This is a genomic window from Methylobacterium brachythecii, from assembly GCF_014196345.1.
GTDB classification, from domain to species: Bacteria; Pseudomonadota; Alphaproteobacteria; order Rhizobiales; family Beijerinckiaceae; genus Methylobacterium; species Methylobacterium brachythecii.
The window spans coordinates 143,075-160,205 of record NZ_JACIDN010000002.1 but is presented as its reverse complement, the minus strand read 5'-3'; the positions used below and the strand labels follow the sequence as shown (position 1 = coordinate 160,205).

At 66.3% G+C, this 17,131-nt stretch carries 16 protein-coding genes and 1 tRNA gene; 11 read left to right on the top strand and 6 right to left on the bottom strand.

Annotation, left to right across the window (positions count from 1 at the left end; all coding sequences use genetic code 11):
• Window positions 1-48: 48 nt before the first annotated feature.
• Window positions 49-2,085, bottom strand: a complete 2,037-nt coding sequence (locus tag GGR33_RS04830; RefSeq protein WP_183503504.1) for a carbohydrate porin — start codon at window positions 2,083-2,085, stop codon at window positions 49-51.
• 437 nt (window positions 2,086-2,522) lie between these two features.
• Window positions 2,523-3,056, bottom strand: coding sequence for a DUF2147 domain-containing protein (locus GGR33_RS04825; RefSeq protein ID WP_183502499.1), 534 nt, complete (start codon window positions 3,054-3,056; stop codon window positions 2,523-2,525).
• Window positions 3,057-3,272: 216 nt separating this feature from the next.
• On the opposite strand from GGR33_RS04825, the gene ndk reads away from it, so the two are divergent.
• Both ndk and GGR33_RS04815 read left to right on the top strand, forming a co-directional pair.
• Window positions 3,273-3,695 (top strand): nucleoside-diphosphate kinase, encoded by a 423-nt coding sequence (gene ndk / locus GGR33_RS04820; RefSeq protein ID WP_183502497.1) that lies wholly within the window; start codon window positions 3,273-3,275, stop codon window positions 3,693-3,695.
• A 138-nt stretch (window positions 3,696-3,833) separates the two neighbouring features.
• Window positions 3,834-4,208: a hypothetical protein gene (locus GGR33_RS04815; RefSeq protein WP_183502495.1), complete on the top strand. Its 375-nt coding sequence runs from the start codon at window positions 3,834-3,836 to the stop codon at window positions 4,206-4,208.
• Between the two features lie 42 nt (window positions 4,209-4,250).
• Here the strand turns inward: GGR33_RS04815 and purN are convergent, their stop codons facing one another.
• From purN to GGR33_RS04800, 3 genes are all read right to left on the bottom strand, one after another.
• Window positions 4,251-4,904: a phosphoribosylglycinamide formyltransferase gene (gene purN, locus GGR33_RS04810; protein ID WP_183502494.1), complete on the bottom strand. Its 654-nt coding sequence runs from the start codon at window positions 4,902-4,904 to the stop codon at window positions 4,251-4,253.
• Window positions 4,901-5,968, bottom strand: a complete 1,068-nt coding sequence (purM, locus tag GGR33_RS04805; RefSeq protein WP_183502492.1) for a phosphoribosylformylglycinamidine cyclo-ligase — start codon at window positions 5,966-5,968, stop codon at window positions 4,901-4,903. The genes purN and purM overlap by 4 nt, the downstream gene beginning before the upstream one ends.
• 100 nt (window positions 5,969-6,068) lie before the next feature.
• Window positions 6,069-6,662: a DUF4865 family protein gene (locus GGR33_RS04800; protein WP_183502490.1), complete on the bottom strand. Its 594-nt coding sequence runs from the start codon at window positions 6,660-6,662 to the stop codon at window positions 6,069-6,071.
• 88 nt (window positions 6,663-6,750) lie between these two features.
• On the opposite strand from GGR33_RS04800, the gene GGR33_RS04795 reads away from it, so the two are divergent.
• On the top strand, window positions 6,751-7,842 hold the full coding sequence (locus GGR33_RS04795) for an AI-2E family transporter (protein WP_183502488.1): 1,092 nt from the start codon (window positions 6,751-6,753) through the stop codon (window positions 7,840-7,842).
• 27 nt (window positions 7,843-7,869) lie between these two features.
• Here GGR33_RS04795 and GGR33_RS04790 read toward each other — a convergent pair whose 3' ends face one another.
• A complete protein-coding gene (locus GGR33_RS04790; protein ID WP_183502486.1) occupies window positions 7,870-9,393 on the bottom strand; it encodes a hypothetical protein in 1,524 nt (507 codons plus the stop codon).
• Between the two features lie 235 nt (window positions 9,394-9,628).
• On the opposite strand from GGR33_RS04790, the gene GGR33_RS04785 reads away from it, so the two are divergent.
• From GGR33_RS04785 to GGR33_RS04750, 8 genes are all read left to right on the top strand, one after another.
• Window positions 9,629-10,360, top strand: a complete 732-nt coding sequence (locus GGR33_RS04785) for a P-loop NTPase family protein (RefSeq protein WP_183502484.1) — start codon at window positions 9,629-9,631, stop codon at window positions 10,358-10,360.
• A gap of 7 nt (window positions 10,361-10,367) precedes the next feature.
• Window positions 10,368-10,523, top strand: a complete 156-nt coding sequence (locus tag GGR33_RS04780; protein ID WP_183502482.1) for a hypothetical protein — start codon at window positions 10,368-10,370, stop codon at window positions 10,521-10,523.
• 108 nt (window positions 10,524-10,631) lie between these two features.
• Window positions 10,632-13,001 carry an RNA degradosome polyphosphate kinase gene (locus GGR33_RS04775; RefSeq protein ID WP_183502480.1) on the top strand — a complete coding sequence of 790 codons (2,370 nt, stop codon included), beginning with the start codon at window positions 10,632-10,634 and terminating at the stop codon, window positions 12,999-13,001.
• 11 nt (window positions 13,002-13,012) lie between these two features.
• Entirely contained in the window at window positions 13,013-14,557 is a 1,545-nt protein-coding gene (gene ppx, locus GGR33_RS04770; protein ID WP_183502479.1) for an exopolyphosphatase, read from the top strand.
• 346 nt (window positions 14,558-14,903) lie between these two features.
• Entirely contained in the window at window positions 14,904-15,629 is a 726-nt protein-coding gene (gene minC, locus GGR33_RS04765; RefSeq protein WP_183502477.1) for a septum site-determining protein MinC, read from the top strand.
• Window positions 15,630-15,676: 47 nt separating this feature from the next.
• Entirely contained in the window at window positions 15,677-16,492 is an 816-nt protein-coding gene (gene minD, locus GGR33_RS04760) for a septum site-determining protein MinD (protein WP_183502475.1), read from the top strand.
• The gene (minE, locus tag GGR33_RS04755; RefSeq protein ID WP_183502473.1) at window positions 16,489-16,758 is read left to right on the top strand and encodes a cell division topological specificity factor MinE; all 270 of its coding nucleotides are present in this window, start codon (window positions 16,489-16,491) and stop codon (window positions 16,756-16,758) included. Before minD ends, minE begins: the two co-directional genes overlap by 4 nt.
• 280 nt (window positions 16,759-17,038) lie before the next feature.
• Window positions 17,039-17,115, top strand: a tRNA-Pro gene (locus GGR33_RS04750).
• Window positions 17,116-17,131 lie beyond the last annotated feature (16 nt).

Here is a 17,131-nt window from a genome sequence, read left to right as displayed (position 1 = left end):
TCCGATGACCTTGGATGCGGCTCTTTCTTTGGGTTGTGGGCGCCGGCGTCAGAATTCCGCGTGCAGCCTGGTCGCGAAGAAGTCGGCCGGCCCGCGGTCACGGTTATAGGCGGGGTTCTCGACGTGCTGATAGTCGAAGGACAGCGTGACCGATTTGGTCAGGCTCATCGCGTAATACGCCTCGATGGCCCGTTCGGGCGCATAGTTGAGCTGGCCGTCGCCGATCAGCAGACCGAGTCCGCCCGCGGCGAAGAATGCGCGGTGCGAGGGTGAGAGCTGGTTCATCGACGTACCGATCCCGACCGTGTCGGCGGCCCGACCCCAGCTGGTTCCCTTCAACGAGAGGCCGCCGGAGAACGAGCGGTCGACATCGGTGAAAGATAGGTTCTCGTTGCGGCCATCGCCGGCGCTTGCCCTGGCGAAGACGCCGAGATCGCTCGTCACGGCCTGTTCCAGGTTCACGTAGAAGCCGGTCTTGCGGCGCGCCGTGCGAGTTGCGGACGCCGCATCGTTGACGTCGGTGAAGGCGCCGAGTTGGGTCAGCGTTATCGCCTCGCGATAATTCGCCGTATTGCCGACGTTGGAGAAGAAACCGAGTCGCAGCTTGCCGGGCTGCTCGAGCCACGGCAGCGTGTGCCGCTCCTCGATTTCCGCCGTGATGCCCTGCCGGTCGAGCACGCGGGAATCGAAGACGTCGCTGGAAGGTTGCTTCGGCACCTGCGTGTAAGCTGCGCGCAGGGCGAACTCGGCCCGGTTGTATTCGACCATCAGGCCTTGCGTGAAACCGGGCAGGTTGGCCGGGAAGTCCCAGGCAGCCGATCCCCAGAGCCCCCAGTTGAAGAAATCGACGCGGGGATCGTGCGCGTAGGCGTTGTTGTCGAAGTAGTCGCCGAGTGCGAACTTGCCGACGACCACCGTGACCCGCTCGACGTCGCGGGTGCCGGCGATCGCATTCGGCCCGTCCGGCACCTCCTCGGTCTCGCCACCGAGTCCGAAGGTCTGTTTGATGAAGTAGCGGTTGGAGCGAAGCTTCGGGAACGGTGCTCCTGCCTTCTGCGCCTCGCCATTGACGAAGCCTGCGACGCCGAGCGTGCGTGAGAGGCCGAAACCCTGACTGAACTCGGGATTGTAGTAGAGTTCGGTTCCCTCGAAGAGTTTGAAGCCGAGATAGGCCGTCGCGGTGGTGGTCGCCTGCGCCTGATTCGGTACGAGGCTCTGACCTCCGGCATAGGGCGCATGGAAGCCGCTGACCGCCTGGTTGATGAAGGTGGTCTGGCCGTGAAACGAGAACCTGCTCGGCTCGCTCGACTTCTGTTCTTCGCTCTCGGCCGGGAGCTTCAGGCCTTCGGGATGCCAGTACAGGCGGACCATCATCTCGTTTGAGATGAAGGCACTGCGCGTGGAGACCGGGCCGCCATTGATGCCGGGGAGGACGGCGAGGTCGAACCGGCTGCTCTGGCCGAAATCGATGTAGCGATAATCGAGGCCCAGCGAGAAATTCGGCGAGATCGCATACTGGACGCCGGCGCCGAGCGTGAAGCCGAGATAGGACACGTCGCGGCGCGCAGTGTTTACGCCGCCCGTGGCGAGGTCCGGGTAGGTCGCGTGCACGCGTCCGTTCGCGCCGGCCAGGCCGAAGCTCGCATAGACGAGATTGCTGTCGAAGGCGTAGCCGAGTCGCACGCGGCCGGTGCCGATCAGGTCAGTCGTCTCGCGGATCACGCCGAATGGCGGGTCGATCGCTTCATAGCCGAGACCCGGTGCGTTGGACGGAGCGGGGCGCCTTAGATTCGCGCCGACGAGGTCGGCTTCGATCCCGTAGACGAAGGCTCCGCTCTGCCAGTTCCAGCCCGCGAAACCGCCACCGAGGGCCGTCGTCGCATCACGGCCAAGATTGTTTCGGCCGGTCGCGTCTCCCGTTTCGAACGTCCCGATGCGGCGGTTGCCGATCGTCGTCGGGCCGAACTCGTAGTTTCCGAAGGAGGCGCCGGCGCTGCCCTGAAGGCCGAGATAGCCGCCGGACCAGTCGACATGTCCTTGTGTCGTGCCTGCTGGGGCGAGGTCGGCGGCCGATGAGCGCGCCATGGGCGAGCCGACGGCGGCAAGCAGCAGCGCCGCGCGGGTCAAAGCCCGACCGCCTCCGCTTCGCTTTCCTATGACCTTTCGACCCGCCACCGCCCGCTCCCAACCTCAGCCGCCATCGAGGTATAGCAATTGCTATAATTGCTGCAATTGCCCGAAAGTCGAGGATCGGGAGCCGTTGCGGAGAAGCTACACCTTGGGGATGCTCAGGTTGTCAGTCCCGACAGTGACAGTGATGTGACTGCACCGGTGACGTGTCGCCGGATCGAAATCGGGGGACAGAGCCGCCCCCATAGAGTTCACGTCATCGCCACGACCGGAAAGTGTCGTAATCGGATCCTGCCTAGACCCCCATCAGGATAGGCAAAAACTTAGGGCGCCCCGTCTCCGGTGCGCCCTTCTTCTTTTGTGCGACTGATGTCAGGCAGCCTGGCCGGCTATCAATCTTCCGGTTCAGCTTCGGGCTGCGGCTTCGCGGCCGGCTTTGCCGCGGTCTTGGCGTCGGCCGGAGTGATGGCGGCCTGCTGGTTCACGTCCGGCACGCGGTTCCAGGTCTGCGATCCGCACAGCACTTTGAGCAGGCAGCCGGAGATGCTCAGCTCGGACGCGCTCTCGCGCTCCAGGCTCACTGAGTACATCTTGCCTTCCTCGGCGTTGTAGATCTCGCCGGAGAACTTCGCCTCTTCAGGCTTGAGGTTGTCGAGGAGCGTCAGGCCGATCACCGGACGGGAGCGCTTCTTCGGATCGGGATTCTTGAGATCGGTGCGAGGACCGCCGGTGGGGCCGGTTGGAGACTTCAGCCAGACCACCTTGCCGCAGATGTTCGAGGCGCCCGGGCCGCAGCGATCGATCTTCACCTTGGCGCGTCCGTCCTCGGTGAGCCATGTGCCGGTCGGGTCCTTCGGCGCGGCGGAAGCCGCGGAGGCGGCGCCGAGGGCCGCGAGGACGAGGGCGGAGCGAAGGGCGATGCGCATCAGCGGTCTCCTTGGTGTCTGCCTGGCGACGTCCGTGCGGGCGCCGCGTCTTCACCGGAGCAAAGCGTCGCAATGGGGCGATTTTCCGGCACTGTGGCGATTTCGCCATGACAGCGAGGCCGGCACGCTCGGTTGAGGGCGCGGACTCCCGTCGCTATAAGCCTGCCGCGACGGCCGTTTTCGGCCTCACCGACCTCTCACGAAAAAAGTCTGATCATGGCCACCGAGCGCACCTTCTCCATTCTGAAGCCCGACGCGACGAAGCGGAACATCACCGGCGCGGTGAATGCCGTGATCGAGAAGGCGGGGCTGCGCATCGTCGGCCAGCGCCGCATCCAGATGAGCAAGGCCCAGGCCGAAAAGTTCTACGAAGTTCACAGCGCGCGCCCGTTCTTCGGCGAGCTCGTCGAGTTCATGACCTCGGGCCCCGTGGTCGTGCAGGTGCTCGAGGGTGACAACGCCATCGCCAAGTATCGCGAAGTCATGGGCGCAACGAACCCGGCTCAGGCCGCCGAGGGCACCATCCGCAAGACCTTCTCCGAGTCGGTCGGCGAGAACACGGTGCACGGTTCGGACAGTGCCGAGAACGCCAAGCTCGAGATCGCGCAGTTCTTCCAGGACTCCGACATCGCCGCCTGAAGGTGACGGGCGATGCGCCCCGGCGCCTAACCTTGGGGTCGCATTACTGAGACGGTGTGGCCTCGCTGCCCTAGCGGCGCGAGGCCGGCCGGGACGAGAAGGATCGCGTTGACGAATCTCTCGCCCGGACAAAAATCGATGCGCCTCGTTTCCTCGCGCGCCAGCAAGCTGCTCATCGCGGCCGGCCTCGCCTCCCTGCTCGCCGCCTGCCAGAGCGGGCGCACGCAGGTCGCATCTCTCGAGGCCTACACGCCCGATCCGGCGCTGAAGACCGCTTCCAAGAGCAACCTCAAGGGTCGCGTCAGCCATGCCTGCGTCGTGACGCAGTCCAAGCTGCAGAAGGTCGAGGAAACGGCCGTCGCGAAGCCCTGCGGCTGCTATGCGGATCAGACGCTGAAGTCGCTGGATAGCGGCGAGATTCAGTCTTACCGCGCGACCGGCTACTTCAACGACAGCGCCAAGGCGAAGGCCCTGAACGCGCTCGACAGCTGCAAGCTGCCGCGTCCGGTCTAAGGCAAGCGTCTAATCGCCGAAGGGCCAGCTCTTCGGCGACCTCTACAGGGAATGCAGGGCGCCCTTGGCGCCTTGTCCCGCAGCGAAGACGACGCGCCCGTCTTTCAGCGGTGCTTGCCCCGACGCGACGAGCGCCAGCGCCTTCGGGTAGAGCCGGTGCTCCTGCACGATCACCCGATCAGCGAGGCTGTCGGCATCGTCGCCCGGCAGGACCGGAACGGCGGCCTGGGCGATGATCGGCCCGGCATCGAGTTCCGGCACGACGTAATGCACCGTGCAGCCATGCAGCCGAACGCCGGCCTCAAGCGCCTGCTCATGGGTATGCGTGCCGCGAAACAGCGGGAGCAGTGATGGGTGGATGTTGATCATCCGCCCGGCCCAGGCCTCGACGAAGCCGGCCGAAAAGATCCGCATAAAGCCGGCGAGGCAGACGAGTTCAATTCCCGCCTCGCGCAAAGCCGCCTCGAGCGCCGCATCGAAACTCTCGCGGGTCGCAAACTGTTTGTGGTCGATGGCCTTTGCCGGAATGCCGGCCGCGGCCGCCCGCGCGAGCCCGCCGGCATCGGGACGGTTCGAGAGCACCAGCACGATCTCGGCCGGGTAGTCCGGGGCCTTCGCCGCCTCGATCACCGAGACCATGTTCGAGCCGCGCCCCGAGACCAGGATCGCGACCCGCGTCTTCTTCGGAAGGCTCACAGTGCGAGCGCGCCCGTGAAGGTCACCGGCTCGGGGCCGCGCTCGGTGATCCGGCCGAGCCGCACCGCAGGCTCGCCGGCTTGGGCGAGGGCGCTCTCGACGGCTTCGACCGCATCGGCCGCGACCACGACCACCATGCCGATGCCGCAGTTGAAGGTGCGCAGCATCTCGGCCTGGGCGACGCCGCCCTCCTTCGCCAGCCAGCCGAAGACCGGCGGTACGCGGATCGCGGGGAGATCGATCTCGATGCCGACGCCGTCCGGCAGCACGCGAGGCAGGTTGTCGGGGAAGCCGCCGCCGGTGATGTGGGCGAGCGCTCGAACGCCGCCGGCATGTTTCATCGCGGAAAGCAGAGCCTTCACGTAGATCCGCGTCGGCTTGAGCAGCGCCTCGCCGAGCGTCTTGCCCTCAGCGAATGGCGCGGGCGCGTCCCAGCCGAGCCCGCTCCGCTCCACGATGCGCCGCACCAGCGAGAACCCGTTCGAGTGGACGCCGGAGGAGGCGAGCCCGAGCACTGCGTCGCCCGGCTGGATGCCGGGCCGCGGCAGCAGCGTGCCGCGCTCGGCCGCGCCCACGGCGAAGCCGGCGAGGTCGTAATCCTCGTTGGCGTAGAGGCCGGGCATCTCGGCGGTCTCGCCGCCGATCAGCGCGCAGCCGGCCAGACGACAGCCCTCGGAGATGCCGCGCACGATGTCGGCACCGACGCCCGGCACCAGCTTCCCGGTGGCGTAGTAGTCGAGGAAGAACAGTGGCTCGGCACCCTGCACGACGATGTCGTTCACGCACATCGCGACGAGATCGATACCGATCGTGTCGTGCCGCCCGGTCTCGATGGCGATCTTCACCTTGGTGCCGACGCCGTCATTGGCCGCGACCAGGATCGCATCCTTGAAGCCGGCCGCCTTGAGGTCGAACAGTCCGCCGAAGCCGCCGATCTCGGCATCAGCGCCCGGCCGGCGCGTGGCGCGCACCAGCGGCTTGATCGTCTCGACCAACTCGTTGCCGGCGTCGATGTCGACACCCGCCTGCGCGTAGGTCAGCCCGTCTTGATCTGCGGCCGTCATCGGCACCCCGTCCTGTTTCGCGCCTCTTTAGCCGATTTTGCGCCAGTGCCACCCCATCGCCTGCGCAACCGCCGAGATCGCTGTCGACAACGCTCCTCGGTCAGTCCTGAAAATCGAGATCCTCCACGCGGGGTGCCGATGTGTGAAGGATCTCGAAGCTGCGTGATCTCGCCGGCAGGGCGTCCTGCGGTCGATCCCAGAAGTCGAAGCGGACCAGCCGCCAAGTCTCGATGTTGAGCCCGACCGCGCGGAGGCAGAGCCCCGGTGCTTCGGTGACGGCCGTGTGGGCGTTGCGCGTTTCGTGGGTTCTCAGAGCCGCGAGATCGATACCGCGCTCGATTGTGAGGTCCTCGCGCACGAGGCTGCGAAACCGGGTCGGGTCGCGACCGGACTCGGACCGTGCGAGGGCGAAGCCGAGCCACGTCTGGATCGAGGGGCGCCCGAAACTCTGAGCCACGCCGTCGAACCCGCTTCCGGCAACGAAGCCCCAAAGCGCCTCGATCTCCGGCCACAGATAGACCGGCGCGTATTGATTGGAATCGGCGCCGTGCCGGCCCTTTTCACGGACCAGGAAGGCTTTGAGGCCGAGCCCAGGAAACCGATCGAAGGAATCGGCGGCGCGCGCCACGCGATCGCGGATGATCTGCATGTCGTAATCGGCTGGGAGGTCGATGACGTATTGCTTGAGGATCATCTCGGATCTCCCGCCTCCGGCCTGCCTTGACCGTATGGGCGACGCTTCCCACTCTCGTTGCGTCGACGAGTCTAACGCGAGGGGCCGGATGCGAACCAGGGCAATCATCGGTCTGCTGGTTCTCGGGGTGCTGGTCTTCCTGCTGTACGCGCTGCGCGAAGTGATGCTTCCCTTCGTGGCGGGGCTGGCGCTCGCCTACCTGCTCGATCCACTCGCCGATCGGCTGGAGCGGCTCGGACTCGGCCGGCTTGCGGCGACGCTCATCATCCTCGCCGGCTTCGTGGTCGGTCTGATCGTGCTCCTGATCATCGTGGTCCCGCTCGCGGCGGGCCAGGTCGCCTCGCTGGTCAACGCGCTGCCGGGGATGATCTCGAAGCTCCAGGGCATCATCGTCGAGAGAGCCGGCCCGCTAATCGAAAAAGTCGGCGGTCAAGATGTGGTGAACGAGCTGCAGAACTCGGTCGGCTCGCTGGTGGGGCAGGGCGGACAGTGGTTTCTCGCATTCCTCGGCTCGATCTGGTCCGGCAGCCAGGCACTGATCTCGATCGCCTCGCTTCTCGTCATCACTCCGGTCGTGGCCTTCTACCTGCTGCACGACTGGGACCGGATGATCGCCGCCCTCGACCGCTGGGTGCCGGCCCGCCATCGCGAGACCACGCGCCGGCTCGCCCGCGAGATTGATCAGGCCGTTACCGGCTTCGTGCGCGGGCAGTCGCTGGTCTGCCTGATCCTCGGCACCTTCTACGCGCTCGGCCTGTTCTGCGTCGGTTTGAACTTCGGTGTGCTGATCGGGCTGATCTCGGGCTTCCTGACCTTCATCCCCTTCGTCGGCAGCCTGACCGGCTTCCTTCTCTCGGTCGGCGTCGCGCTGGTGCAGTGGTGGCCGACGGGCGACTGGCTGCATATCGGGCTGACGGTCGGCGTCTTCCTGGTCGGGCAGTTTCTCGAAGGCAACGTGATTTCGCCCAAGCTCGTCGGCGATTCCGTCGGCCTGCATCCGGTCTGGCTGATGTTCGCTCTGCTCGCCTTTGGCACGCTGTTCGGCTTCTTAGGGCTGCTGCTCGCGGTGCCGGTCGCGGCTTCGATCGGCGTGATCGTGCGCTTCGGCGTCGAGCGCTATCTGCAGAGCCGGCTCTACCTGGCGGAAGAGCCGGTTCTGCTGGCCGACGCCGACGACTGATCCGCCGGCATTCGGCGGCCCTTCCGGTCAATCCGGATTGGAAGGAAGCGGCCCGCCATCCGGCCCAGGCTTGCCGAAGGTGAGCACCGCATCGATCGACTTGCGCTGCAGGCCCTGCCAGCGCGCGAGCTGCTTACAGAGTGAAGGCGCATCTGGCGGGGACCCAGCGCTGCAACGCATCGAAACGAAATTCTGCAGGCTCATCGATAGCTGCAGCGAGGAATCGGACGAGTAGAGCTGCGTGTCGCTGAAGACCACGCCCGAGGCGACGTTGCCCTGGTACATCATCCGAAGGCTCTGCTCGGTCTGCGGCTGCCGCTCGGCGTCGAGGCCGAGCACGCTGCCATTGGCCGAGAATTCCGGGAGGATCGGCACGACGGGGAAGCCGGCTGTCTGGTGGCATCCCATGCAGGACGCCTTGGCATTGTCGACGGGGCCGGCGAGACGGCCGCCATAGCCGAGATGGTTGAAGTTCAACGGCGCGGTGTTGAGGTCCTTCAGCGCCTGCGGATTGATCCACTGCTCGGTCAGCTTCGACTGGTCGCAGGGGCCGTTCGGGCCCTTGCAGGTCTCGGCGAAAGTGGCCCTCGGCGAATTACCCCACTGCAGACCGAGCGGCACCATGCGCTTCCACGGCGTGTCGCCCGGGGCGTTGCCGTCGTAACCGAAGGTGCCGAGCAGCCAGCCGGTCGTGCTCCTCTCGTCGCGCACCGACACGTCGATCTGGATCATGCGGATCGTACTGATCTCGCGCTTGAACCGGGAGAGCGGGCCGGCATTGCGCCAACGCGGATCGTCGTTGGCGAAGACGTGGGCCTTCCATTCCAGCGCGTTCTTGACGCTCGGAAGCTGCTCTTCCGTCACCGTCGAAAAAAGCAGCTTGATGATGAAGGCGCCGTCCGGGAAGGTGTTGAGGGCCGTCGGGTCGGGATTCAGCGCGCCCGGCTTCGGGTCGTCCGGGTTGCAATAGACCTGCCCGATTCCGAAGGCGGCGCGGTCGTTGTAGTAGGCGCCCGACCAGGTATCGACGAAGTCGCGCTGCAGCGTACTCAGCGTGTTGCCCGATGAATCGAACTCGTGCGTGAAGCCGTGGACGAACTCACGGCCATCCGTGCCGGGCCAGTCGGACGCGACCTCGGTGTTCCAGTCCATCCACGGCATGCCGTACCATTTCCGGACCGTGTTATCTTCGACGTAGAAGTCGACCGGGACGTTGCCTTCGAGGCCGTACTCGAGAAGTGCCTGCAGATAGGCCCGCGGATCGACGGGCGCGCCGTCCTTGAAATCGATCGCCTGCCACGGAAGCTTTTCTGCCGGAGGGAGCTGGTCGGGGAAATTCTGACTGAGCTTGAACACGCGGCCCCGATAATCGGCCGACGGATCGCCTCCTTTGCCCTCCAGATAGTAGTTCGCGAATTTTCCGCGGACGCAGTCTTTGCGAGCAAGCTTGTTTCTGACTTCGTCGGATGTGGCGGCCGCGCTGGACACGCCGACGGCGAGGACCGCAAGCGCTTGCGCAGCCAACAGGATCTTGCGTTTCAGACTCGTCATGTCGTTCCCCTGACCATCGGGGTCGACCTAAAATCTCCGGCATTAAATCTTGAATATTATTTGGATATATTTTGGTTTGATTTTTCTGAATTCAGTTTTCGCAAATGCCGTGCGGTTATCGCCTTGGTTGGTGAACGGCCGCGTTTCGCCGGCCCGCTCTGGTGGCCACGCCTTCGGCCTCGTCATGATCGCAGCCTGCGGAAACGGTAGGGAATCCAGTGTATAGATCCGGCCCATGCGAGACAAAGCTCCGCCGAAGCAACTCACCTTCGATCTGCCCCTCGACCCCCGCTACGGGCGCGAGGATTTTCTGGTCGGTCCGGCCAACGAGGCGGCCTACGGTCTCGTCGAGGCTTGGCCCGACTGGCCGGACACGGTGCTGCTGCTGCAGGGGCCGCCCGGCAGCGGCAAGAGCCATCTCGCCTCGATCTGGGCGACCCGCGCTCATGCCTGGACGGTGTCCGCCGGCGCGCTGAAGGACGATCAGGTCACGCATCTCGTCTCGAACGGCGCACTCGTCATCGAGGATGTCGACAAGGTGCCCGGCCGTGAAGAGGCCGCCCTGTTCCACCTGCTCAACCTCGCGCGCGAGCGCCGCAGCCCGGTGATGATCACCGCCGCCAGTGGGGTCGACGGCTTCGGGCTCAAGGTCGCGGATCTGCGCTCCCGGCTGCGCCTCGCGCCGAGCATCGAGATCCTGCCGCCCGACGACGCCTTGCTGCGTGCTGTGATCGTCAAGCTCTTCGTCGATCGCCAGATCGTGGTCGACCTTGCCGTGGTCGAGGCCGTGGCCTTGCGCATCGACCGCTCGCTCGCCCGCGCCCGCGACGTGGTAGGCGAGCTCGACCGCGACGCCCTCGGGCGCGGCCGCCGCATCACCAAGCCACTGGCGCTGGCGGTGCTGGACCGGCTCGGGATGGCGGAGACGGGAGAGGGAGCCGACGAATTGGACGAGGAGGCTGGATGAGCCGAGCGTGCAGTCTCGCGGCGACCCTGTCTCGCCTGGCTTCAAGGCGGTGATGGGCGAATCGCTTCTGCTGCTCGGCCTCGTGAACACGCCGCGCGAACCCGCCCCCAATCTCGGGCCGAACATGACGATCTTCGCGGAAGAGGCGAAGCCGGCGGAGTAGCTCGCCCGATACGCGCAGCCCCGTGCGATTGGTGTCACGGAACTGTCATATGACATCGCCCAGCCCGTGCTAGGGCAGCGCCCCGCGCGCAACGAAGGAGGCCAGCCTTTGCCGGAGATGGAGTCGGACGCCCCGGTGCAGGACGGCGAGGTGGTCGAGGTCGAAGAGACCACTTTGTCCACCGAGCGTGGCGTCCGGAGCGAGACCGCCCGCGCCCGCACGGCCCGTGCGGCCCGCATCCTCGCCGCGGAGAAGGCTGCCGAGCCGGAGGCCGGCCCGAGTGGCCAGAAGACCACCGGCAAGGTCGACGAGGCGGCCCGGGAGCCGATCTTGGAGGCCGGCCGCCATCTGCGCCACTCGGCCGAGCGCTTCGTGAACCGTGAATTATCCTGGCTGCAGTTCAACCGGCGCGTCCTGGAAGAGGCGTCCAACAAGAACCATCCGCTGCTGGAGCAACTGCGCTTCCTGTCAATTTCGGCCAACAACCTCGACGAGTTCTTCATGGTCCGCGTCGCGGGCCTGTACGATCAGGTTCGCGCCGGCATCACCTCACCATCGCAGGATGGGTTGTCCCCCTCGGAGCAGCTCTCGCGCATCGGTGCCGAGGTCTCGCGGCTGGCCCTCGACCAGCAGGATCGCTGGCGCGCCCTGCGCGGCGAATTGCTGGAGGTCGGGATCGAGCTGATCGAGCCCGCCGGCCTGTCGGAAGAGCACATCGCCTGGCTCGACGACTACTTCCTGCAGCACGTCCTGCCGGTGCTGACGCCGCTCGCGGTCGATCCGGCGCACCCGTTCCCGTTCATCCCGAATCTCGGCTCGACCATCGCGCTGATGCTGGTGCGGCCGCGCGACGGCCGGACCCTGCGCGCTCTGATCCGCTTGCCGTCGATGATCGATCGCTTCGTGCGCCTGCCCGATGCGCTCGGTGACTCGACGGCGCGCTTCATCGCCATCGAGCAGGTCATCGTGAAGTTCACGAACCGGCTCTTCCCCGGCTACACCGTCAAGGGCCAGGGCGCCTTCCGCGTGGTCCGCGACTCCGATCTCGAAATCGAGGAGGAGGCCGAGGATCTCGTCCTCCACTTCGAGAGCGCGCTCAAGCAGCGCCGCCGCGGCGTCGTCATCCGCCTCGAGATCGAGGAAGGCATGGCGGAGGACCTGCGCACCTTCGTCGTCGACGAACTGGAGATAGCCCAGGACGAGGTCTTCGTCGTTGAGGGCATGCTGGCGTTGAACGAGCTCTCGCAGATCGTCGGCATCGACCGGCCGGACCTGAAGTTCAAGCCCTACAACGCGCGCTTCCCCGAGCGCATCCGCGAGTCGGGCGGCGACGTCTTCGCGGCGATCCGCCAGAAGGACTTCATCGTCCACCACCCCTACGAGACCTTCGACTCGGTGGTGCAGTTCCTGGCCCAGGCTGCCCGCGATCCGAACGTCGTCGCGATCAAGCAGACGCTCTACCGCACCTCGTCGAACTCACCGATCGTCGCCGCTCTCGCGGAAGCCGCCGAGGCGGGAAAGTCGGTGACGGCCCTCGTCGAGTTGAAGGCCCGCTTCGACGAAGAGGCCAATATCCGCTGGGCCAAGAACCTCGAAAAGGCCGGCGCTCAGGTGGTGTTCGGCTTCGTCGAGCTGAAGACCCACGCCAAGCTGTCGATGGTGGTGCGGCGCGAGGGCGACCGGCTGGTGACCTACTGCCATGTCGGCACCGGCAATTATCACCCGATCACGGCGCGCATCTACACCGACCTGTCCTTCTTCACGGCGGATCCGGCCATCGCGCGTGACGTCAGCCGAATGTTCAACTTCATTACCGGCTATGCCGAGCCGGCCGAGCTGGAGCGCATGGCGGTCTCGCCGCTGACCCTGAAGCCGCGCCTGCTCCAGCACATCGAGGAAGAGATCGCCCATGCCAAGGCCGGGCGCCCGGCGGCGATCTGGATCAAGTGCAACTCGCTGGTCGACCCGCAGATCATCGATGCGCTCTACGACGCCTCCGCCGAAGGCGTGCAGGTCGATTGCGTGGTGCGCGGCATCTGCTGCCTGCGGCCGGGTGTGCCCGGTTTGTCGGAGACGATCCGCGTCAAATCGATCGTCGGCCGCTTCCTGGAGCACGGGCGGATCTACGCCTTCGGCAACGGCGCGGGCCTGCCGCACCCGAATGCCATCGTCTACATCTCCTCGGCGGATCTGATGCAGCGCAACCTCGACCGTCGCGTCGAGGCCTTGTTGCCGATCACCAATCCGACCGTGCACCAGCAGGTGCTCGACCAGATCATGCTGGCGAACCTCCTCGACAACCGGCAGAGCTGGCGTGTACTGGCATCCGGCGCGAGCGAACGGATCCAACCCGCCGAGGGCGAAGAGCCGTTCAACGCCCACAAGTATTTCATGACGAATCCGAGCCTCTCGGGGCGCGGCAAGTCGTCGAAGAAATCCAGCCCTCGCTCACTGAGCCGCAGGGCTCAGCGCTCCTGAGAAGGTGACGCATGGGTCCGATCCGTTCTCACCTGACGCTGGCGCATTCCGCCGACCTGCCCATGCCCGATCGGCTCAAACCCGTCGCCATCATCGACATCGGATCGAATTCGGTCCGGCTCGTCGCCTATGACGGCCTGACCCGCGCTCCGACGCCGCTCTACAACGAGAAGGTGCTCTGCGGGCTCGGCCGCGGCGTGTTCTCGACCAAGCGTCTGAGCGACGACGCGGTCCGCCGCGCGCTGCATGCGCTCGGGCGGTTCCGGGTGCTCTGCGATACGATCAAGGTCGGGCGCATCTTCGTGCTCGCCACCGCCGCCGCGCGCGATGCCGAGAACGGGCCGGCGTTCATCAAGGCAGCCGAGGAGATTCTCGGCCAGGGCATCGAGCTGCTGTCCGGCCGGCGCGAGGCCGAGCTCTCGGCGCTCGGGATCGTCTCTGGTTTCCATGGGCCGGACGGCGTGGTCGGCGATCTCGGCGGCGGCTCGCTCGAACTGGTCGACGTGCGCGGATCGACGGTGGGGCAGGGCGTGACCATGCCGCTCGGCGGTCTCGCTCTCCAGGATCTCTCCGGGGATTCCGCCAAGAAGGCCCGCAAGATCGCCCGCGAACACCTCAAGAAGGCCGAGCCGCAGCTCGAGACCATGCGCGGGCGGACCTTCTATGCTGTCGGAGGCACCTGGCGGGCGCTGGCCAAGTTGCACATGGCGTCGCGTAACTACGACCTCCACGTGATGCACGGCTACAAGGTCGAGCCCCAGGATACGCTCGCTTTCCTCGACATGGTCGAGAAGAGCGAGGCGAACGCGCTGCCGGATGTCGAGGTGCTGGTCTCCGAGGCGCGTCGACCGCTCCTCGCTTACGGCGCCGTCGTGCTCGAAGAAATCATCACCATCGGCCGCCCGCGTGAGGTCGCGATTTCGGCCCTCGGCGTGCGCGAGGGACTGCTGTTCGAGCAGCTCGATCGCGAGACTCGCGCCCTCGATCCGCTGATCGCGGCGGCCCAGGTCTTGAACGACCAGCGCGCCCGCTCGCCGGGCCATGGCGAGGAGCTTCGCGGCTGGACCGACCGCTTCGTTGCGACCCTCGACGGCCCCGAGACCGCCGACGAGCGCCGGCTGCGCCATGCCGCCTGCCTGATGTCCGACATCAATTGGCGCGCGCATCCCGACTATCGGGGCGAGCAGGGCCTCAACGTGATCGCGAATGCCTCCTTCACGGGCATCGATCATCCCGGCCGCGCCTATCTCGCGCTCACCGGCTACTTCCGCCACGAGGGCATCGCCCCGGAGAAGGCGAGCCAGACGTTGCGCGACCTCGCCGGCCCGCGCCTGCTCGACCGCGCCCGGCTGATCGCCGGGCTGCTGCGGGTGGCCTTCCCGATCACGGCGGGCATGGAGGGCGTACTGAAACGGACGCCGCTCGTCATCGACGGCGGCAAGGTCGTGCTCAGGCTACCGGCAGAGCTGCGTCCCCTCGACGGCGAACGCCTGCTGAACAGGGTGCGCGGTCTCGCTCGCATCATCGGCGTCGACGGCCGGGTCGAGGTGGGCTGAGCCCACGCCTGCGCGCTGTCATTGCGAAGCGAAGCCGAAGCAATCCAGGATCGCACCCGCACCGTCAGCCCATTGGCCCTGGATTGCTTCGCTGCGCTCGCAATGACGGCAAGGTGCGCGACGCAATCAACCTGACCCTCGCCAAGACGCCTCCCTGATTCGTCCGATCACAGGATCGGGCGATCCTCGGTCTCCTTCTCCAGATTTCTTAACGAGCGTATCCCGGCTACGTATCGGCGTAAGCCGTTGATATTGCAGTGCCTGGCGTCGGGCTGCAGCTGTGGCTTTGCTGTTCGAACCCGGCAAATCTTGCCGAGCCGCCGCGAAAATTAACCGCGCAGTAACCATGCCGGCGCTGAATGGGCGCGTCGGTAAGGAAAAGTTCACGCCCGTGACGAGCCCTGCTCCTACACTCCCCATCTTCGCCTGCCGCGGCCGCGTCTTCCGCGCGCTCGCCCTGGCGCCCCAGGCTCCAGTCGCCGACTGGCTCGCCCTCCTCGACGCCGCGCTCAAGCGCTCGCCGAGCCTCTTCGACGGCAAGGGCGTGATCCTCGACGCGGCCGGCCTCGGCTCCGAGGCGGCCGAGCTCGAAGGCCTGATCACGGAGCTGTCGAGCCGCCATATCCGCATCCTCGGCATCGAGGGCGCGGCCTGCGAGGCTGCCGGCCTGCCGCCCTTCCTCATCGGTGGCCGCCCGGCCGCAGACTCGGTCGAGGTCGTCATCGAGGAGGAGAAGCCTCCGATGACCTCGCTCACCATCGAGGGCTCGGTGCGCTCCGGCCAGACCATCGTCCACCACGAGGGCGACGTGACCGTGATGGGCTCCGTCTCGTCCGGAGCCGAGATTCTCGCCGGCGGTTCCGTCCACGTCTACGGCGCACTGCGCGGCCGGGTCATTGCCGGCGCCGCCAAGAACCCGCGCGCCCGCATCTATTGCCGCAAGTTCGAACCCGAACTCCTCGGCATCGACCGCCTCGTCCGCACCGCCGAGGACATGGGCAACCACCTGCGCGGCCAGGCGGCGCAGGTCTGGCTCGACGGCGGCGCGATCAAGATTGCGGCGCTCGTCTGAGCGCCGCGCCACGACACCAACGATTTGGCTTCAAGGGAAACGATCAGATGGCCAAGGTTCTCTGTGTGACATCCGGAAAGGGTGGTGTCGGCAAGACAACCACCACCGCCGCTCTCGGTGCGGCTCTGGCCCAGGCCGGCGAGAAGGTCTGCGTCGTCGATTTCGACGTCGGCCTGCGCAACCTCGACCTGATCATGGGCGCCGAGCGCCGCGTGGTCTATGACCTCATCAACGTCACCAACGGCGACGCCAAGCTGAATCAGGCCCTGATCCGCGACAAGCGGCTCGAGAACCTCGCCCTGCTGCCGGCCTCGCAGACCCGCGACAAGGACGCCCTGACGGATGCCGGCGTCGAGCGCGTCATCGCCGAGCTGCGCGAAAAGTTCGACTGGATCGTTTGCGACAGCCCGGCCGGCATCGAGCGCGGCGCCCAGCTCGCCATGCGCCATGCCGACGTCGCCGTCGTCGTGACGAACCCCGAGGTCTCGTCGGTGCGCGACTCGGACCGGATCATCGGCCTGCTCGACTCGAAGACGGTCCGCGCCGAAAAGGGCGAGACCATCGAGAAGCACCTGGTCCTCACCCGCTTCGACCCCGCCCGCGCTGATCGCGGCGACATGCTCAAGGTCGACGACGTGCTCGAGATTCTCTCGATCCCGCTGCTCGCGATCATCCCGGAAAGCCTCGAAGTGCTCCGCGCCTCGAACGTCGGCTGCCCGGTAACGCTGAACAACCCGCTCTGCGCCCCGTCGCGTGCCTACATCGACGCCGTGCGCCGCCTGAAGGGCGAAACCGTTGCGATGGCGATCCCGTCCGATCGCAAGTCCCTGATCAACAAGCTGTTCACACGGAGGGCAGCATGAGTGTCCTGACGTTTCTCAAGCCTCGCGGCTCGGCTTCGGCCGCGCGCGAACGCCTTCAGCTCATCATCGCGCACGAACGGTCGGAGAACGGCCGTCCGGACCTGGTGATTACGCTGCGGGAAGAGATCCTCGCGGTGATCGCCAAGCATGTGAAGGTCGACGCCGACAAGGTGCAGATCAAGCTCGAGCGTGGCAAGGGCGTCTCGACGCTCGGCGTGGATATCGAGATTCCCGTCGACGTCGCTCCGATGCGGGCCAGCGCCTGATCTGACTCCGGGGGCTTTCTCCGGAGATCCGTCGCCGTCCTGCATCCCGAGGAGCCGCTCGGAGACTTGGGGCCTCGACCTCATCGGGCGGCCGCCGGCGGCGCTGCTGGTGGTCGGCGTGTGATTGGGAAGTGCACGCGGTGGAGTGAGGCCTTTCGGGATTCTCCAGAGGGAGCGTTCCGAAGCCTGCCTTTGCACGGCACTCCGTTCGCTCAATGAGCCGTCGAGGCCTTGCTCAAGAGGGGCTGAAACCCTATTCCCCGAGGGCGCGTGAGCGTGTCGGGGTGTAGCGCAGTCTGGTAGCGCATCTGGTTTGGGACCAGAGGGTCGTAGGTTCGAATCCTATCGCCCCGACCATTCGTTTCTGGCCGGA

What these genes read in the sequence shown, in the direction of transcription:
- GGR33_RS04830 (WP_183503504.1), bottom strand. Translation starts at nt 2,085, where the DNA reads ATGGCGCGCTCATCGGCCGCCGACCTCGCCCCAGCAGGCACGACACAA.
- GGR33_RS04825 (WP_183502499.1), bottom strand. Translation starts at nt 3,056, where the DNA reads ATGCGCATCGCCCTTCGCTCCGCCCTCGTCCTCGCGGCCCTCGGCGCC.
- ndk (WP_183502497.1), top strand. Translation starts at nt 3,273, where the DNA reads ATGGCCACCGAGCGCACCTTCTCCATTCTGAAGCCCGACGCGACGAAG.
- GGR33_RS04815 (WP_183502495.1), top strand. Translation starts at nt 3,834, where the DNA reads ATGCGCCTCGTTTCCTCGCGCGCCAGCAAGCTGCTCATCGCGGCCGGC.
- purM (WP_183502492.1), bottom strand. Translation starts at nt 5,968, where the DNA reads ATGACGGCCGCAGATCAAGACGGGCTGACCTACGCGCAGGCGGGTGTC.
- GGR33_RS04800 (WP_183502490.1), bottom strand. Translation starts at nt 6,662, where the DNA reads ATGATCCTCAAGCAATACGTCATCGACCTCCCAGCCGATTACGACATG.
- GGR33_RS04795 (WP_183502488.1), top strand. Translation starts at nt 6,751, where the DNA reads ATGCGAACCAGGGCAATCATCGGTCTGCTGGTTCTCGGGGTGCTGGTC.
- GGR33_RS04790 (WP_183502486.1), bottom strand. Translation starts at nt 9,393, where the DNA reads ATGACGAGTCTGAAACGCAAGATCCTGTTGGCTGCGCAAGCGCTTGCG.
- GGR33_RS04785 (WP_183502484.1), top strand. Translation starts at nt 9,629, where the DNA reads ATGCGAGACAAAGCTCCGCCGAAGCAACTCACCTTCGATCTGCCCCTC.
- ppx (WP_183502479.1), top strand. Translation starts at nt 13,013, where the DNA reads ATGGGTCCGATCCGTTCTCACCTGACGCTGGCGCATTCCGCCGACCTG.
- minC (WP_183502477.1), top strand. Translation starts at nt 14,904, where the DNA reads ATGCCGGCGCTGAATGGGCGCGTCGGTAAGGAAAAGTTCACGCCCGTG.
- minD (WP_183502475.1), top strand. Translation starts at nt 15,677, where the DNA reads ATGGCCAAGGTTCTCTGTGTGACATCCGGAAAGGGTGGTGTCGGCAAG.
- minE (WP_183502473.1), top strand. Translation starts at nt 16,489, where the DNA reads ATGAGTGTCCTGACGTTTCTCAAGCCTCGCGGCTCGGCTTCGGCCGCG.